Origin of the sequence: Streptomyces sp. Y7 (assembly GCF_043195415.1) — a bacterium.
In the GTDB taxonomy this organism is placed as follows: Bacteria; Actinomycetota; Actinomycetes; order Streptomycetales; family Streptomycetaceae; genus Streptomyces.
In genome coordinates this window covers 60,884-78,171 of the sequence record NZ_JBIDDQ010000006.1, presented here as the reverse complement: position 1 = coordinate 78,171, position 17,288 = coordinate 60,884, and the positions used below count along the sequence as shown (strand labels likewise).

Sequence of the window (17,288 nt, the reverse complement as noted above, 5' to 3'; positions counted from 1 at the left end):
GGCGCTTCGCTGTGTACGCCTATGCGCGCGACCTGTGCGCGACGTAGGCCAGCGTGCCCAGCAGCAGCCGGGCCGCCGGCGGCTTCGTCGCGGTGTCCAGCGCAGGCGGACGCAGCCAGCGCACCGGGCCCAGACCGCCCCGGTCGGACGGCGGGGCCGTGATGTGCTCACCGGGGCCGAGGCCGCGCAGATCGAGGTGGGTCGGGTCGTCCCAGCCCATGCGGTAGAGGATCTCGGGGAGCTCGGCGGCGGCGCCGGGGGCGACGAAGAAGTGCGCGCGGCCGTCGGGGGTGGCGGTGACCGGGCCGAGGGGCAGGCCCATGCGTTCGAGCCGGGTCAGCGCGCGCCGTCCGGCGGGCTCGGCCACCTCGATGACGTCGAACGCCCGCCCGACCGGCAGCATCACGGCGGCGCCCGGGAACTCCGACCACGCCTTGGTGACCTCGTCGAGCGTGGCGCCGGCCGGGACCTGGGGCGCGAAGTCCAGGGGGTGTGCGCCGGGCGCGGCGCAGTCGGAGCGGCCGCACGAGCAGGCGCCCGCCGCGGCGCGCGCGCCGGGCACCGTGTCCCAGCCCCACAGTCCGGTGAACTCGGCGACGGCGGTGCACTCCGAGGCGCGGCCGCGTCGCCGCGAGCCGGATCGCATCTCTCGGATGCCGCCGATCGTGAAGCCCATGCCCCCTCCAACGGTCCAGCGCGCCGGTGGTTACGACGCGAATGCGGAACGTGACCCTGTGTGTTCCTCGGTGACCGGTACCCGTTTCGCGCCGCTCGGTCCACACGGCGCTTCGAAGTGCCCCGGGTGGTGGGCTGGGCAACACGCGCCCCTGAGTGCTTCGCTCCGCCCACTTCCGGCCGTCCTATGTCAAGTGAATCGCGTACAGGCGACCGTGAGTTCATTCGAAGGGGTGGCGAATGGTGGCGATTCAGGGATCGCCATGGCTGGAGCAGTGATCGTAGGATTACCGTGTGTGCACGGAGCTTCGGGGCACATGCGCTCGTGGGTATGCCGCAGGCAAGTCGGCATTCCGTTCGAAGGGTGAGAACTGCCGGACGGCCGACCGTATTTACCGGCATTCTGATAGGGCTTGGCGCACTCGGTGACAAGTGGTCCAAGGGATGGGGGCGTTCCAGTGAGCGGCAACAGCGAAGGCGGTACGAGTGCCGGTGGCGCATCGCACGCTGACAAGCGCCCGAACGAGCTCCTCACGTCCTGGTTCGTCCGCAGCGGCTGGTCGAAGGGCGAACTCGCCCGCCAAGTGAACCGCCGGGCCCGCCAGTTGGGTGCCAACCACATCTCGACCGACACCTCCCGCGTACGGCGCTGGCTGGACGGCGAGAACCCCCGCGAGCCGATCCCCAGGATCCTGTCCGAGCTGTTCTCCGAGCGCTTCGGCTGCGTCGTCTCGGTCGAGGACCTCGGCCTGCGCGCCCCGCGCCAGTCACCCTCCGTCTCCGGCGTCGACCTGCCCTGGACGGCCCCGCAGACGGTGGCGCTGCTCAGCGAGTTCTCGCGCAGCGACCTGATGCTGGCGCGGCGCGGCTTCCTCGGCAGCTCGCTGGCCCTGTCCGCGGGCCCGGCGCTCATCGAGCCGATGCAGCGCTGGCTGGTTCCCGCGCCGCCCGCCCCGCACCACGAGTCCCGCGCCGTCCCGTCCTCACGTGCGCGCGGCCGGCTGTCCAAGCCCGAGCTGGACCTGCTGGAGTCCACCACCGTGATGTTCCGGCAGTGGGACGCCCAGTGCGGCGGCGGCCTGCGCCGCAAGGCGGTCGTCGGCCAGCTGCACGAGGTCACCGATCTCCTCCAGGAGCCCCAGCCCGAGTCCACCACCCGCAAGCTGTTCAAGGTCGCCGCCGAGCTGGCCGAGCTGGCCGGCTGGATGTCGTACGACGTCGGGCTGCAGCCCACCGCGCAGAAGTACTTCGTCCTCGCGCTGCACGCCGCCAAGGAGGCCGGCGACCGGCCCCTCGGCTCATACGTGCTGTCCAGCATGAGCCGCCAGATGATCCACCTCGGCCGGCCCGACGACGCCCTGGAACTGATCCATCTCGCGCAGTACGGCAGCCGGGACTGCGCGAGCCCGCGTACCCAGTCGATGCTGTATGCGATGGAGGCCCGCGCGTACGCCAACATGGGCCAGCCCGGCAAGTGCAAGCGGGCCGTCCGGATGGCCGAGGACACCTTCGCCGACTCCGACGAGTGGGACGAGCCGGACCCGGACTGGATCCGCTTCTTCTCCGAGGCCGAGCTGTACGGGGAGAACTCCCACTCCTTCCGCGACCTCGCCTATGTCGCCGGCCGCAGCCCGACCTACGCCTCGCTGGCCGAGCCGCTGATGCAGCAGGCCGTGGACCTGTTCGCGAAGGACGGCGAGCACCAGCGGTCGTACGCCCTGAACCTCATCGGTGTGGCCACGGTCCATCTGCTGCGGCGCGAGCCCGAGCAGAGCGCGGTCTATGCCGAGCAGGCCATGGCGGTCGCCAAGAAGGTGCGCTCCGAACGCGTCAACACTCGTATCCGAAAGACGGTCGACACGGCCGTACGCGATTTCGGGGAGCTCGCCGAGGTCGTGGACCTCACCGACAAGCTCGCCATCGAGCTCCCGGAGACCGCCGAGGCGGTCTGATCCCCAGGGGCGATCCCTGGGAATCCCGGAACCCCGGCCGCGGCCGGCCCTCCCGAACTGCCCGACTCGGCTCCCCCATGCCAGGTCATCGGAAGGCCGACCGCGGCCGGCCTTTTTTCCCTCTTCGAAGGTTGCGCCACGATAACGATCAGGCGGCCGGACATCCGGCAGTTCATCGACGCGTAACACGCAGGGCGCCTTCGTCACGGCGGCGAAACAACGAGGGGCTTCCACCGAAACGGCGCTGCGCCAATCTCTTGGCGCATAACCGGCCCACCCCTCATTCCGCTCAGGCTTCGCCCGCACGGGGCCGTACCAATCGACGAGGAGACGCCGATGGCATCAGCCGCCATCACGCTTGCGGCGGACGCACCCACGCTGTCGTCCGCCAACACAGGCTTCATGCTCATCTGTTCTGCCCTGGTGATGCTCATGACCCCGGGCCTGGCCTTCTTCTACGGAGGCATGGTCCGCGTCAAGAGCACCCTGAACATGCTGATGATGAGTTTCATCAGCCTGGGGATCGTCACCATCCTGTGGGTGCTGTACGGCTTCTCCATGGCGTTCGGCACCGACTCCGGCAGCATCATCGGCTGGAACTCGGACTGGGTGGGCCTCAGCAACATCGGCCTGACCGAACTGTGGGACGGCTACACCATCCCGATCTTCGTGTTCATGGTCTTCCAGCTGATGTTCGCGATCATCACACCGGCCCTGATAAGCGGTGCGCTGGCCGACCGGGTGAAGTTCACCGCCTGGGCGCTGTTCGTCGCGCTGTGGGCCACGCTCGTCTACTTCCCGGTCGCGCACTGGGTCTGGGGCGCCGGTGGCTGGGCCTTCGAGCTGGGCGTGATCGACTTCGCCGGTGGTACGGCGGTGCACATCAACGCGGGTGCCGCGGCGCTCGGTGTGATCCTCGTCATCGGCAAGCGCGTCGGCTTCAAGAAGGACCCGATGCGCCCGCACAGCCTCCCGCTGGTCATGCTGGGCGCCGGCCTGCTGTGGTTCGGCTGGTTCGGCTTCAACGCCGGTTCGTGGCTCGGCAACGACGACGGCGTCGGCGCGCTGATGTTCGTCAACACCCAGGTCGCCACCGCCGCCGCCATGCTGGCCTGGCTCATCTACGAGAAGATCCGGCACGGCGCGTTCACCACGCTGGGCGCCGCCTCCGGCGCGGTCGCCGGTCTGGTCGCCATCACCCCGTCCGGCGGCGCGGTCTCCCCGCTCGGCGCGATCGCCGTCGGTGCCATCGCCGGTCTGCTGTGCGCCATGGCGGTGGGCCTGAAGTACAAGCTCGGCTACGACGACTCGCTCGACGTCGTCGGCGTCCACCTGGTCGGCGGTGTCGTCGGCTCCCTGCTGATCGGCTTCTTCGCCAGCGGCAAGGGCCAGTCCGAGGTCAAGGGTCTCTTCTACGGCGGCGGCCTCGACCAGTTCTGGAAGCAGTGCGCCGGTGTCTTCGCGGTCCTGGCCTATTCGCTGGTCGTCTCCGCGATCCTCGCCTTCATCCTCGACAAGACCATCGGAATGCGGGTCTCCGAGGACGACGAGGTGGCCGGCATCGACCAGGCCGAGCACGCCGAGACCGCATACGACTTCAGCGGTGCCGGCGGCGGTGCCGCCCGCACCGCCGCCGCCCCGGCCCCGGTCGCGGCAGCCGCGAGCAAGAAGGTGGACGCATGAAGCTCATCACCGCCGTCGTCAAGCCCCACCGGCTCGACGAGATCAAGGAAGCCCTCCAGGCCTTCGGAGTCCACGGCCTGACGGTCACCGAGGCGAGCGGCTACGGTCGTCAGCGGGGCCACACCGAGGTCTACCGCGGTGCCGAGTACACCGTCGACCTGGTCCCGAAGATCCGCATCGAGGTCCTGGCCGAGGACGACGACGCCGAGCAGCTGATCGACGTCATCGTCAAGGCCGCCCGCACCGGCAAGATCGGTGACGGCAAGGTCTGGTCCCTGCCGGTCGAGACGGCCGTACGGGTACGGACCGGCGAGCGCGGGCCCGACGCGCTCTGAGGCAGGGAAACAGAACAGGAGTCGCTGGGTGACGAGCACGGACGTTTCCAAGGATGCAGAGGACTCGGGACCCAGCGGCTACGCGGCGGCCCGGCTGCGTCTCCTCACCGAGGGGGCGCGGTCCGGGCCGCCGCGCCGTGCCGCCCTCGCGGAACTGACCGACGAGTGGCTGACCGGCCTGTTCGCGGCCGGTGCCGAGGGGCTGCGCGGCGTCTCCCTGGTCGCCGTCGGCGGCTACGGCCGCGGTGAGCTGTCCCCGCGCAGCGACCTGGATCTGCTCCTGCTGCACGACGGCGGCGACAGCAAGGCGGTGGCCGCGCTGGCCGACCGCATCTGGTACCCCGTCTGGGACCTCGGCCTCGCCCTCGACCACTCCGTGCGGACGCCGGCCGAGGCCCGCAGGACCGCCGGCGAGGACCTCAAGGTCCAGCTCGGCCTGCTGGACGCCCGGCACGTGGCGGGCGATCTCGGCCTCACGGCCGGACTGCGCACGTCGGTCCTCGCCGACTGGCGCAACCAGGCGCCCAAGCGGCTGCCCGAACTCCAGGAACTGTCCGCCGAGCGCGCCGAACGCCAGGGCGAGCTGCAGTACCTCCTGGAACCCGACCTGAAGGAGGCCCGCGGCGGGCTGCGGGACGCCACCATCCTGCGGGCCGTCGCCGCGTCCTGGCTGGCCGACGCCCCGCGCGAGGGCCTCGACGACGCCCGGCGCCGGCTCCTCGACGTACGCGACGCCCTGCATCTGACCACCGGGCGGGCGACCGACCGGCTCTCGCTCCAGGAGCAGGACCAGGTCGCCGCCGAGCTCGGGCTGCTCGACGCGGACACGCTGCTGCGGCAGGTGTACGAGGCGGCCCGTGTCATCTCGTATGCGAGTGATGTCACTTGGCGTGAAGTGGGGCGCGTGCTGAGGGCGCGCGCCGTACGGCCACGTCTGCGCGCCATGCTGGGCGGCGGGAAGCCCACCGCCGAGCGCTCCCCGCTCGCCGAGGGCGTCGTGGAGCAGGACGGCGAGGTCGTGCTCGCCCGCGCCGCACGCCCCGACCGCGACGCCGTGCTCCCCCTGCGCGCCGCGGCCGCCGCCGCTCAGGCCGGACTGCCGCTCTCCCTGCACGCCGTACGGCGGATGGCGGCGAACGTGCGCCCGCTGCCCACGCCCTGGCCCGCCGAGGCGCGTGAGCAGCTCGTCACCCTCCTGGGCTCCGGCCGGCCGACCGTCGACGTATGGGAGGCGCTGGAGGCCGAGGGGCTGATCACGCACTTCCTGCCCGACTGGGAACGGGTGCGCTGCCGCCCGCAGCGCAACGCCGTGCACATCTGGACCGTCGACCGGCATCTGATCGAGACGGCCGTGCGCGCCTCCGAGTTCACCCGCCGCGTCCACCGCCCCGACCTGCTCCTGGTCGCCGCGCTGCTGCACGACATCGGCAAGGGCTGGCCCGGCGACCACTCGGTGGCCGGCGAGATCATCGTCAAGGACGTCGCCGCGCGCATCGGCTTCGACCGCGACGACGTGGCCGTGCTCTCCACCCTCGTCCTCCACCACCTGCTGCTCGTGGAGACGGCCACCCGGCGCGACCTGGAGGACCCGGCCACCGTGCGCTCGGTCGCCGAGGCCGTCGGCTCGCAGGGCACCCTGGAGCTGCTGCACGCCCTGACCGAGGCGGACGCCCTGGCCACCGGCCCGGCGGCGTGGTCGTCCTGGCGCGGCTCCCTCGTCGCCGACCTGGTCAAACGGGTCGGCGCGGTGCTCGCCGGTGACGACCCCGACGAGCCCGAGGCCGCCGCGCCCACCGCGGAGCAGGAACGGCTCGCCATCGAGGCGATCGCCACCGGCAGCCCCGTACTGGCGCTGCGCGCCCAGACCGAGCCGCCGACCGAGGAGCAGGCACCGGACGATCCCGAGCCGCTCGGCGTGGAACTCGTCATCGCCGTCCCCGACCAGCCGGGCGTGCTGCCCGCCGTGGCCGGAGTCCTCGCCATGCACCGCCTGACCGTGCGCACCGCCGAGCTGAGGGCCCTGGACCTGCCCGACGGCGTCGAGGGCGCCGTCCTGCTGCTGAACTGGCGGGTCGCCGCCGAGTACGGCTCCCTGCCGCAGGCCGCCCGGCTCCGCGCCGACCTCGTACGGGCGCTGGACGGCTCCCTGGACGTCGCCGGCCGTCTCGCCGAGCGGGACGCGGCCTATCCACGCCGCCGGGGCGTGGTGGCACCGCCGCCGAGAGTGACCGTGCATCCGGCCGCCTCCCGGCTGGCGACGGTCATCGAGGTGCGCGCCCAGGACGCCCCGGGGCTGCTGTTCCGGATCGGCCGGGCCCTGGAGGACGCGAGCGTGCGGGTGCGCAGCGCGCACGTCAGCACCCTGGGCGCCAACGCCGTCGACGCGTTCTATGTCACAGGGCCCGAGGGGGCTCCGTTGCCCCGGGAAGAGGCGGCGGCCGTGGCACGCAAGCTGGAGGAGACATTGCGGGGCTGAACCGGGGATCCCGGCAACCTGTGCCGCCGGGATACCCTGGAGGGCGATTCCCAGCTGCCACCGACCCCGAGGACCGCGAGCGCCGTGTTCGATACTCTCTCCGATCGCCTCTCAGCGACTTTCAAGAACCTGCGCGGCAAGGGACGGCTCTCCGAGGCGGACATCGACGCCACCGCGCGCGAGATCCGTATCGCGCTCCTCGAAGCGGACGTGGCGCTGCCCGTCGTCCGCACGTTCATCAAGAACGTCAAGGAGCGTGCCCTCGGCGCCGAGGTCTCCAAGGCGCTGAACCCGGCCCAGCAGGTCCTGAAGATCGTCAACGACGAGCTCGTGACGATCCTCGGTGGCGAGACCCGCCGCCTGCGCTTCGCCAAGCAGCCGCCGACCGTGATCATGCTGGCCGGTCTCCAGGGCGCCGGTAAGACCACCCTCGCGGGCAAGCTCGCCCACTGGCTGAAGGAGCAGGGCCACTCGCCGCTGCTCGTCGCCGCCGACCTCCAGCGCCCGAACGCCGTGAACCAGCTCAGCGTCGTCGCCGAGCGCGCCGGCGTCGCGGTCTACGCACCCGAGCCGGGCAACGGCGTCGGCGACCCGGTCAAGGTCGCCAAGGACTCCATCGAGCACGCCAAGGCCAAGGTCCACGACATCGTGATCGTGGACACCGCCGGCCGCCTGGGCATCGACCAGGAGATGATGCAGCAGGCCGCGGACATCCGTGACGCGGTCTCGCCGGACGAGATCCTCTTCGTCGTCGACGCGATGATCGGCCAGGACGCGGTCAACACCGCCGAGGCCTTCCGCGACGGCGTCGGCTTCGACGGCGTGGTGCTCTCCAAGCTCGACGGTGACGCCCGCGGTGGTGCCGCCCTGTCGATCCGCCAGATCACCGGCAAGCCGATCATGTTCGCGTCGAACGGCGAGAAGCTCGACGAGTTCGACGCCTTCCACCCGGACCGGATGGCCTCCCGCATCCTCGACATGGGTGACCTGCTCACCCTGATCGAGCAGGCGGAGAAGACCTTCGACCAGGCCGAAGCCCAGAAGATGGCGGAGAAGCTGGCCTCCAAGAAGGGCCAGGACTTCACCCTCGACGACTTCCTGGCCCAGATGGAGCAGGTCAGGAAGATGGGCTCCATCTCCAAGCTGCTCGGCATGCTCCCGGGCATGGGCCAGATCAAGGACCAGATCAACAACCTGGACGAGCGGGACGTCGACCGCACGGCCGCCATCATCAAGTCGATGACCCCGGCCGAGCGCCAGGAGCCGACGATCATCAACGGCTCCCGCCGCGCCCGTATCGCCAAGGGTTCCGGCGTCGAGGTCAGCGCGGTCAAGAACCTCGTCGAGCGGTTCTTCGAGGCCCGCAAGATGATGTCCCGCATGGCCCAGGGCGGCGGCATGCCCGGGATGCCGGGGATGCCGGGCATGGGCGGCGGTCCGGGCCGGACCAAGAAGCAGCCGAAGAAGGCCAAGGGCAAGCAGCGCTCCGGCAACCCGATGAAGCGCAAGCAGCAGGAGCAGGAGGAGGCCGCCCGCCGGGCCGCCGCGGCGCAGGCCGGGGGCGCCCTCGGACTGCCGGGCCAGCAGGCCGGCCAGGACTTCGAGCTGCCGGACGAGTTCAAGAAGTTCATGGGCTGACGGCTCTCGCAGGACCGTCTCCTCCCGTACGCGGCAAGGGCGTCCCTCTCCACGAGGGGCGCCCTTTGCGCGTGCCATGGCCCGCTGTCTGCCGTAACGTCCAGATATGAGCGATGCGGCGCCACCACGCAAGGCCCCTGACCAGCCGTGGCGCACCGAGGGCACCCCGGACGAGCCACCCAGGAAGTCCGGCGGCCGGCGCCCACGCGGCCGCTGGTGGAGCCTGCTGGTCACCGGCGTGATCGTGTTCCTGCTGGCGTACATCGGACTGACGTACCTCGACGAGGGCAGCGAGCCGACGATCTCCTACACGGAGTTCAGCCGGCAGGTCGACGACGGCAACGTCTCCAAGATCTACTCCAAGGGCGACGCCATCCAGGGCGAGCTGAAGAGCTCCAGGGACAACCCCGAGGGCGACGGCAAGTACACCAAGTTCAAGACCCAGCGCCCGGCCTTCGCCGACGACGACCTCTGGCAGGAGCTGAGCAGGAACGACGTCACGGTGACCGCGCAGCCGGTCGTGAAGCAGCGCGGCCTCCTGGTCAACCTGCTGATCTCGCTCGCGCCCCTCGTGATCATCGTCGCGTTGTGGCTCTTCATCGCCCGGCGGTTCGCCGGCGGCCGGGGCGGCGCGGGCGGCATGTTCGGGCGCAAGGCGCCGCCCAAACCGGTCGAGCTTCTGCCGGGCAAGCACCGCACGACGTTCGCCGACGTGGCCGGCATCGACGAGGTCAAGGGCGAGCTGGACGATGTCGTCGACTTCCTCGAACACCCCGACGCCTATCGCAGGATGGGCGCGAAGATGCCCCGCGGCGTGCTGCTCGCGGGCTCGCCCGGCACCGGCAAGACCCTGCTGGCGCGGGCGGTGGCCGGTGAGGCGGGCGTGCCGTTCTTCTCCGCCTCGGCGTCCGAGTTCATCGAGATGATCGTCGGAGTCGGCGCCTCACGGGTGCGCGAGCTGTTCGCCGAGGCCCGCAAGGTGGCGCCGTCGATCATCTTCATCGACGAGATCGACACCATCGGCCGGGTGCGCAGCGGCGGCGCCTCGGTCAGCGGTCACGACGAGCGCGAGCAGACGCTGAACCAGATCCTCACCGAGATGGACGGCTTCTCCGGCTCCGAGGGCGTGATCGTCATCGCCGCGACCAACCGCGCCGACATCCTGGACCCGGCGCTCACCCGGCCCGGCCGCTTCGACCGGGTCGTCAACGTCTCCCCGCCGGACCGCCGCGGACGCGAGGCGATCCTCGGGATCCACACCCGCGACATCCCGCTCGCCGAGGACGTGGACCTCGTCCAGCTGGCCCGCAAGACGCCCGGCATGACCGGTGCGGATCTGGCCAACCTCGCCAACGAGGGGGCGCTGCTCGCGGTCAAGCGGGGCCAGGAACAGGTCACCGCCGCAGACCTCTCCGAGGCCCTGGAGAAGGTGCAGCTGGGCGCCGAACGCACCCTCGTGATGCCCGAGGAGGACCGCCGCCGCACCGCGTTCCACGAGAGCGGGCACGCCCTGCTCGGCATGCTCCAGCCGGGCGCCGACCCCGTCCGCAAGATCACCATCGTGCCGCGCGGCCGGGCGCTCGGCGTGACGATGTCGACCCCGGAGGTGGAGCGGTACGCGCACTCGGAGGAGTACCTGCGCGGCCGGATCATCGGCGCCCTGGGCGGCATGGCCGCCGAGGACGTGGTCTACGGGGTCGTCACCACCGGCGCGGAGAACGACCTCGAACAGGTCACCCACATCGCACGCGGGATGGTGGCCCGCTGGGGCATGAGTGAGCGCGTGGGCCGGCTGTCGGCCCTGCCGAGCGACGCCCAGCAGGCGTACGGGCTCTCCGCCGCGCCGCAGACACTCGACGCCATCGACGCCGAGATGCGCCGGATCGTCGACGACTGCTACGAGGAGGCGCTCCGCAAGCTCCGCGACCACCGCGGCCGGCTGGACGCGCTCGCGGAGGCCCTGCTGGAGCACGAGACGCTGGAGGAGGCCGACGCCTACCGGATCGCGGGGATCACCCGGCTGAAGAAGGACGAGGCCGAGTAGAGCCACGCCCGGTGGGGTCGCCCGCCCGGGCTCAGGGCACGCGCGCGATCAGGTACCGGAACACGTTCGGCATCCACACCGTGCCGTCCCGCCGCTGGTGCGGATGCAGCGCCTCGGCCAACTCCTTGTCGACCTGGACCTGGTCGGTCGCCCGGATCGCCGCGTCGAACAACCCTGTCGACAGCAGCCCCCGTACGGCACTGTCGACGTCGGCGTAGCCGAAGGGGCAGGCCACCCGCCCCGAACCGTCGGGCCGTAGGCCCGCGCGGTGGGCGACCTCCTCCAGGTCGTCGCGCAGGGCCGGGCGCCAACTCCCCGTGCTGCGCAGGGGCTCGGCCAGCTTGGTCGCGACCCGCAGCACCGACGACGTGGCGCAGCGCTCCGGCGGGCCCCAGCCCGCGAGCACCACCGGCGCCCCCCGCTCGGCGAGCGGGGTGACGGCCGCGAGCCCTTCGCCGAGGCCCTCCGAGTCCCCCGCGAGGCACCCGATCGGCTCGAAGGCGGTCACCAGGGTGTACGCGGGCGTCTCCGCGCCGGCCGCGTCCTCGGGCGAGCCGTCGACGAGTCGGACGTCGCCCCCCGCGCGGGTGTCCCAGGCCGCGGGCAGCAGACGCTGCCGGGCGAGCGTCAGTCGTTCGGGGGAGCCGGTCTCGACACCGGTGACGGCCGCGCCTCTGGACGCCGCCATCAGCAGGGCCAGCCCGCTGCCGCAGCCCAGGCCCAGCAGCCGGGTGTCCGGGCCCACTTCCAGTCGCTCGTAGACGGCCTCGTAGAGCGGCACCAGCATCCGCTCCTGGATCTCGGACCAGTCACGCGCGCGTGCACACGGGTCCACACGGGGTGTCGCGCCCGTATGGGAGAGGTGCTGCCGCACGAGCGTAGGTGTCATGTAAAGCGCCCCATTCCGCCGAGAGTTGTCCCTGTGCCCGATGCCGTAGCGCCCTGTGACGAGGCGCTCACGCTCCCCCGTATGCCAGGAAACTCCGCGCCATGCGTCGCGTCCAGGGGTCTCGGGGCCCTGCTTGCGGGATCCGGCCGTCCGTGGCCGAAATTCACATTCCGGCAACATGGGCCCGTACCATCTGGCCATGGCAAAGGCACCCGTTCTTACGCCACGGGCACATGACTTCCCGCGCTGGTACCAGGACGTCGTCAGCAAGGGCGAGCTGGCGGACAACGGTCCGGTGCGCGGCACGATGGTGATCCGGCCGTACGGGTACGGGCTGTGGGAGCGGATGCAGGCCGAGATGGACGCCCGCATCAAGCGCGCCGGTGCCTCCAACGCCTACTTCCCGCTCTTCATCCCGCAGTCGTACCTGAGGCGGGAGGCCGAGCACGTCGAGGGCTTCGCGCCCGAACTCGCCGTCGTCACGCACGGCGGCGGCAAGGAGCTCGAGGAGCCCGTCGTCGTCCGGCCCACCTCCGAGACGATCATCAACGACTACTTCGCCAAGTGGGTGCAGAGCTACCGCGACCTGCCGCTGCTGATCAACCAGTGGGCCAACGTGGTGCGTTGGGAGATGCGCCCGCGCGTGTTCCTGCGGACGACGGAGTTCCTCTGGCAGGAGGGCCACACCGCCCACGCCACCTACGAGGACGCCCGGGACTACGCCGCCCACATCCACCGGGAGGTGTACGCCGACTTCATGGTCGGCGTCCTGGGCATCGACGTGGTGCTCGGCCGCAAGACCGCGAGCGAGCGCTTCGCCGGGGCGATCAACACCCTCACCCTCGAAGCGATGACGGGCGACGGCAAGGCCCTCCAGATGGGCACCAGCCACGAGCTCGGCCAGAACTTCGCCAAGGCCTTCCACACCCGCTACCTGTCGAAGGAGGGCCGCGAGGAGTACGTCTGGCAGACCTCCTGGGGCTCCTCCACCCGGATGGTCGGCGGCCTGATCATGGCCCACGGCGACGACGACGGACTGCGGGTGCCGCCGCGGCTCGCGCCCGTCCAGGCGGTCGTCCTCGCGATCAAGGGGGACGAGCCGGTTCTGGCCAAGGTCCGCGAGATCGGCGACCGGCTGCGCGCCGCGGGCGTCCGCGTCCACGTCGACGACCGCACGGACACGCCGTTCGGGCGCCGCGCGGTCGACTGGGAACTCAAGGGCGTGCCGGTACGGATCGAGGTCGGGCCCCGTGACCTGGAGAGCGGCACGGCGATGCTCGCCCGGCGGATCCCGGGCGGCAAGGAGCCCGTCGCGCTCGACGCCATGGCCGGGCTGCTGCCCGCGATCCTGGAGGAGGACCAGGCTCTGCTGCTGCGCCAGTCCCGCGAGCGGCGCGAATCCCGCACCTCGGACGTGGCGACGATCGAGGAGGCCGTCGAGGCCACCGGCGCCGGCGGCTGGGCGCGCCTGCCGTGGGCCACGCTCGGCGAAGAAGGCGAGGCCAGACTGGCCGCGCATGCCGTGACCGTACGGTGTCTGGTCGCCGAGGACGGGTCGGTGCCGGACGCCGACGACGCACCCGGTAACGTCGCCGTCGTCGCGCGCGCTTACTGAGGTGACGCTCCTGGGGAGCGAGAGCGACCGAAACGCCTCTTGCGCATTCGCGAACCACACGGGGTCCGGCGGGTGGACACGGGCTACTCGTCGGCGCGTACGTCAGACTACGCACCAGCTTGGTATGAGCTGTGAGGCTTCTCCGCAGATCGGCGCACCCGCCCTCGTCGTGGCGCATCATTCGCAACTGACGGGTACGTGCAAATTATTTGGGATGCCCCGGAATCGGAACACTGCGGCACTCCGGCTCGTTGTCATTACGTGAGCACGACACAGACACCACCTGTACTCGCCGCAGAGCTGGCGCAGGCGTGGGCCGACATTCAGCGGTACCACCCCGAGCTGCCGGATCTCGCCGCGCCAGAGTCCCTGATCGGGGAGTCGTCGTCCGCGTGCGGTCACGAGCTCTCCTTCGAGCGACTGCTTCACGAGGCAGTCCATGGCATCGCCGCCGCGCGCGGCGTCCGCGACACCTCCCGCGCCGGCCGCTACCACAACCGCAGATTCCTCTCGATCGCCGAGGAGCTGGGCCTGGACCACCCCGAGGAGCCGCATCCGAGCAGCGGCTTCTCCCTGGTCACGCTCAACCCCGAGGCGAAGCGGCGCTACCGGCCGACCATCGAACGCCTCCAGCGCGCGCTGAAGGCCCACACCGCGGCGACCTCGGCCGACACGAGCCGGACCTTCCGGGGCCCGGCCGCCCGTCACGGTTCCTCCGGTGGCGGCGTCCGCGTCAAGGCGGTCTGCGACTGCGGCCGCAACGTCCGCGTCGTCCCCTCGGTCCTGGCCCAGGCCCCGATCGTGTGCGGCGGCTGCGGAAAGCCGTTCCGGATCCCCGAGGTGGTCGGAGCGGCGTAACAGCGCCTCGTCGTCGGGCACCGGCATCTCGTGGCTGCCGGTCGGGACGTATGGCGTACGGACGCCGGCGCGTCGGGGTGCCGCCGTGACCCGCAGGGCCTGCGGGCAGTCGTGTCGCCGGGCGGCACGGGTGGACGGCACCCCGCAGGCGGCGGGCTGCGCGGCCGACCCCCACGGCACCCGGAACGCCGGGTGCCTCGCAGTCGTGCCCGAGCACGGCTCCCGCCCCCTCGGCCAAGGTGACCCGCGGGGTGTGGCACAATGGCTAGCTGTACTCGACAGCCGCACAGGACCCCTCTCTCCTCCGGCTGACGCGTCCATCGGGCACTCGGGTACCGCAACCCCACGCGGCTCTCTCGCCGTGCCCAACCACGTCAAAACCAGGAGAACCCACTCCCGTGGCAGTCAAGATCAAGCTGAAGCGTCTGGGCAAGATCCGTTCGCCTCACTACCGCATCGTCGTCGCCGACTCCCGCACCCGCCGTGACGGCCGTGCGATCGAGGAGATCGGCAAGTACCACCCGACCTACAACCCGTCGGTCATGGAGGTGGACGCCGAGCGTGTGGCGTACTGGCTGGGTGTCGGCGCGCAGCCGACCGAGCCCGTCCTCGCCATTCTGAAGAAGACCGGCGACTGGCAGAAGTTCAAGGGCGAGCCCGCCCCGGCTCCGCTGCTCGTCGCCGAGCCGAAGAAGGCGCGCCCGTCGTTCGAGGCCCTCAGCGGCGACGACGAGGGCAAGGGTGAGGCGATCACCCAGAAGAAGAAGGCGGAGAAGAAGGACGAGGCTGCCGCCGAGTCCGAGTCGGCCGAGGCCTGAGCATGCTCGAGGAGGCTCTCGAGCACCTCGTGAAGGGCATCGTCGACAACCCTGACGATGTGCAGGTCGCGTCCCGCAACCTGCGTCGCGGGCGCGTGCTCGAGGTCCGGGTCCACCCCGACGACCTCGGCAAGGTGATCGGCCGTAACGGCCGCACCGCGCGTGCTCTGCGCACCGTCGTGGGCGCCATCGGCGGCCGCGGTGTCCGCGTCGACCTCGTCGACGTGGACCACGTCCGCTGACGCCGAACACAGCACCGGCTCGGGCCGGGGAGGGCCACTGGGCCTTCCCCGGCCCGCAGTCGTATGAGCCTCGCGGCTCGTCGTGCGGGCTTCGAGGTCCGTCGTGCGGGCTCCGTGGCCCCTCCTGCGAGCCCCGCGGCCCGCAGTCGTCCGTCAGTCCGACAGGAGAGCAAGCACAGTGCAGCTGGTAGTCGCACGGATCGGCCGCGCCCACGGCATCAAGGGCGAGGTCACCGTCGAGGTACGTACGGACGAGCCGGAGCTCCGGCTCGCCCCCGGCGCCGTACTCACCACCGATCCCGCCTCCGCGGGCCCGCTCACCATCGAGACCGGCCGTGTCCACAGCGGCCGCCTCCTCCTGCGCTTCGAGGGCGTGCGCGACCGCACCGCCGCCGAGGAACTGCGCAACATCCTCCTGATCGCCGAGGTCGACCCGGACGCGCTGCCCGAGGAGGAGGACGAGTACTACGACCACCAGCTCATGGACCTGGACGTGGTCACCGCCGACGGCGTCGAGGTCGGCCGGATCACCGAGATCTCGCACCTGCCCTCCCAGGACCTGTTCATCGTCGAGCGGCCCGACGGGAGCGAGGTGATGATCCCCTTCGTCGAGGAGATCGTCGCGGAGATCGACCTGGAGGAGCAGCGGGCGGTCATCACCCCGCCGCCGGGCCTGATCGACGACCGGGCCGAGATCGTCTCGACGCGCGACGCGGAGGCCGAGGGCTGATGCGGCTCGACGTCGTCACGATCTTCCCCGAGTACCTGGAGCCGCTGAACGTCTCCCTGGTCGGCAAGGCACGCGCGCGTGGGCAGCTCAATGTCCAGGTGCACGACCTGCGGGACTGGACGTACGACCGCCACAACACGGTCGACGACACCCCCTACGGCGGCGGGCCGGGCATGGTCATGAAGACCGACCCCTGGGGCGACGCGCTGGACTCCGTCCTGGCGGAGGGCTACGAGCGGGGCGCCGGCGCGCCCACGCTGATCGTGCCCACCCCGAGCGGCCGCCCGTTCACCCAGGAACTCGCCGTCGAACTCTCCGAGCGCCCCTGGCTGATCTTCACGCCGGCCCGCTACGAGGGCATCGACCGCCGCGTCATCGACGAGTACGCCACCCGCATGCCCGTCCACGAGGTGTCCATCGGCGACTACGTCCTCGCCGGCGGCGAGGCGGCCGTCCTGGTCATCACGGAGGCCGTGGCGCGCCTGCTGCCCGGCGTGCTCGGCAACGCCGAGTCCCACCGGGACGACTCCTTCGCGCCCGGCGCGATGGCGAGCCTCCTGGAGGGCCCCGTCTACACCAAGCCCCCCGAGTGGCGCGGCCGGGACATCCCCGACGTGCTGCTCAGCGGCCACCACGGCAAGATCGCCCGCTGGCGCCGCGACGAGGCGCTCAGGCGTACGACCGCCAACCGGCCCGACCTCATCGCACGCTGCGACCCCAGAGCCTTCGACAAGAAGGACCGCGAGATGCTCTCCATCCTGGGCTGGACGCCCGACCCGGAGGGGGAGCCGTTCGGCCGATTTTGGCGCAGGACCGAGGGCGTGGAAGAATAGGCCGCTGTTGTGCGCCGTCCGGCGTGCGCCCCTGCCACAGGGGGACACGACGCCCGCCCCGACGCCCACGACACTCTCACCGAACATCTAGTTCCGTTGATGACCTGTGGCATCAGCGAAGAAAGCAGACGAAATGTCTCACCTGCTCGACTCCGTCGACGCCGCGTCGCTGCGCAGCGACGTCCCGGCCTTCCGCCCCGGCGACACCGTCAACGTCCACGTCCGCGTCATCGAGGGCAACCGCTCCCGTGTGCAGCAGTTCAAGGGCGTTGTGATCCGTCGCCAGGGTGCCGGCGTGCGCGAGACCTTCACGGTCCGCAAGGTCTCCTTCTCCGTCGGCGTCGAGCGCACCTTCCCGGTGCACACCCCGATCGTGGAGAAGATCGAGCTCGTCACCAAGGGTGACGTGCGTCGCGCCAAGCTGTACTACCTGCGCGAGCTGCGCGGCAAGGCGGCGAAGATCAAGGAGAAGCGCGAGAACTGAGCGCTTCAGGGGGATC

Annotated in this window: 15 protein-coding genes; 13 read left to right on the top strand and 2 right to left on the bottom strand. The window is 71.1% G+C overall.

Annotated features, from left to right (window positions below; genetic code table 11):
• Positions 1-19 precede the first annotated feature (19 nt).
• Positions 20-676 (bottom strand): bifunctional DNA primase/polymerase, encoded by a 657-nt coding sequence (locus tag ACGFW6_RS17800; RefSeq protein ID WP_393510078.1) that lies wholly within the window; start codon positions 674-676, stop codon positions 20-22.
• Between the two features lie 457 nt (positions 677-1,133).
• On the opposite strand from ACGFW6_RS17800, the gene ACGFW6_RS17795 reads away from it, so the two are divergent.
• From ACGFW6_RS17795 to ftsH, 6 genes are all read left to right on the top strand, one after another.
• Entirely contained in the window at positions 1,134-2,627 is a 1,494-nt protein-coding gene (locus ACGFW6_RS17795; RefSeq protein WP_393510075.1) for a hypothetical protein, read from the top strand.
• A gap of 336 nt (positions 2,628-2,963) precedes the next feature.
• A complete protein-coding gene (locus ACGFW6_RS17790) occupies positions 2,964-4,310 on the top strand; it encodes an ammonium transporter (RefSeq protein WP_393510072.1) in 1,347 nt (448 codons plus the stop codon).
• Positions 4,307-4,645, top strand: a complete 339-nt coding sequence (locus tag ACGFW6_RS17785) for a P-II family nitrogen regulator (RefSeq protein ID WP_003997576.1) — start codon at positions 4,307-4,309, stop codon at positions 4,643-4,645. Before ACGFW6_RS17790 ends, ACGFW6_RS17785 begins: the two co-directional genes overlap by 4 nt.
• Before the next feature lie 28 nt (positions 4,646-4,673).
• Positions 4,674-7,121: a [protein-PII] uridylyltransferase gene (locus ACGFW6_RS17780; RefSeq protein ID WP_393510067.1), complete on the top strand. Its 2,448-nt coding sequence runs from the start codon at positions 4,674-4,676 to the stop codon at positions 7,119-7,121.
• Between the two features lie 84 nt (positions 7,122-7,205).
• Positions 7,206-8,759 (top strand): signal recognition particle protein, encoded by a 1,554-nt coding sequence (gene ffh, locus ACGFW6_RS17775; protein ID WP_393510064.1) that lies wholly within the window; start codon positions 7,206-7,208, stop codon positions 8,757-8,759.
• Between the two features lie 106 nt (positions 8,760-8,865).
• Positions 8,866-10,803, top strand: a complete 1,938-nt coding sequence (ftsH, locus tag ACGFW6_RS17770) for an ATP-dependent zinc metalloprotease FtsH (RefSeq protein ID WP_393510061.1) — start codon at positions 8,866-8,868, stop codon at positions 10,801-10,803.
• A gap of 31 nt (positions 10,804-10,834) precedes the next feature.
• On the opposite strand, the gene ACGFW6_RS17765 is transcribed toward ftsH, so the two are convergent.
• A complete protein-coding gene (locus ACGFW6_RS17765; protein ID WP_393510058.1) occupies positions 10,835-11,692 on the bottom strand; it encodes an SAM-dependent methyltransferase in 858 nt (285 codons plus the stop codon).
• A gap of 199 nt (positions 11,693-11,891) precedes the next feature.
• Here ACGFW6_RS17765 and proS point away from each other — a divergent pair, with 199 nt between their 5' ends.
• The 7 genes from proS to rplS all read left to right on the top strand — a co-directional run bounded on the left by proS (position 11,892) and on the right by rplS (position 17,272).
• Positions 11,892-13,307: a proline--tRNA ligase gene (proS, locus tag ACGFW6_RS17760; RefSeq protein ID WP_393510055.1), complete on the top strand. Its 1,416-nt coding sequence runs from the start codon at positions 11,892-11,894 to the stop codon at positions 13,305-13,307.
• A gap of 261 nt (positions 13,308-13,568) precedes the next feature.
• Positions 13,569-14,165: a hypothetical protein gene (locus tag ACGFW6_RS17755; RefSeq protein WP_062709177.1), complete on the top strand. Its 597-nt coding sequence runs from the start codon at positions 13,569-13,571 to the stop codon at positions 14,163-14,165.
• Between the two features lie 398 nt (positions 14,166-14,563).
• Positions 14,564-14,983 (top strand): 30S ribosomal protein S16, encoded by a 420-nt coding sequence (gene rpsP / locus ACGFW6_RS17750; RefSeq protein WP_393510050.1) that lies wholly within the window; start codon positions 14,564-14,566, stop codon positions 14,981-14,983.
• 2 nt (positions 14,984-14,985) lie between these two features.
• A complete protein-coding gene (locus ACGFW6_RS17745) occupies positions 14,986-15,225 on the top strand; it encodes an RNA-binding protein (protein ID WP_003973401.1) in 240 nt (79 codons plus the stop codon).
• A 178-nt stretch (positions 15,226-15,403) separates the two neighbouring features.
• The gene (gene rimM, locus ACGFW6_RS17740) at positions 15,404-15,955 is read left to right on the top strand and encodes a ribosome maturation factor RimM (protein ID WP_393510047.1); all 552 of its coding nucleotides are present in this window, start codon (positions 15,404-15,406) and stop codon (positions 15,953-15,955) included.
• Complete coding sequence (gene trmD, locus ACGFW6_RS17735; RefSeq protein ID WP_393510044.1) at positions 15,955-16,788, top strand: tRNA (guanosine(37)-N1)-methyltransferase TrmD; 834 nt, start codon at positions 15,955-15,957, stop codon at positions 16,786-16,788. Before rimM ends, trmD begins: the two co-directional genes overlap by 1 nt.
• Positions 16,789-16,921: 133 nt before the next feature.
• A complete protein-coding gene (gene rplS, locus ACGFW6_RS17730; protein ID WP_018531094.1) occupies positions 16,922-17,272 on the top strand; it encodes a 50S ribosomal protein L19 in 351 nt (116 codons plus the stop codon).
• The last annotated feature ends 16 nt before the right edge of the window (positions 17,273-17,288 follow it).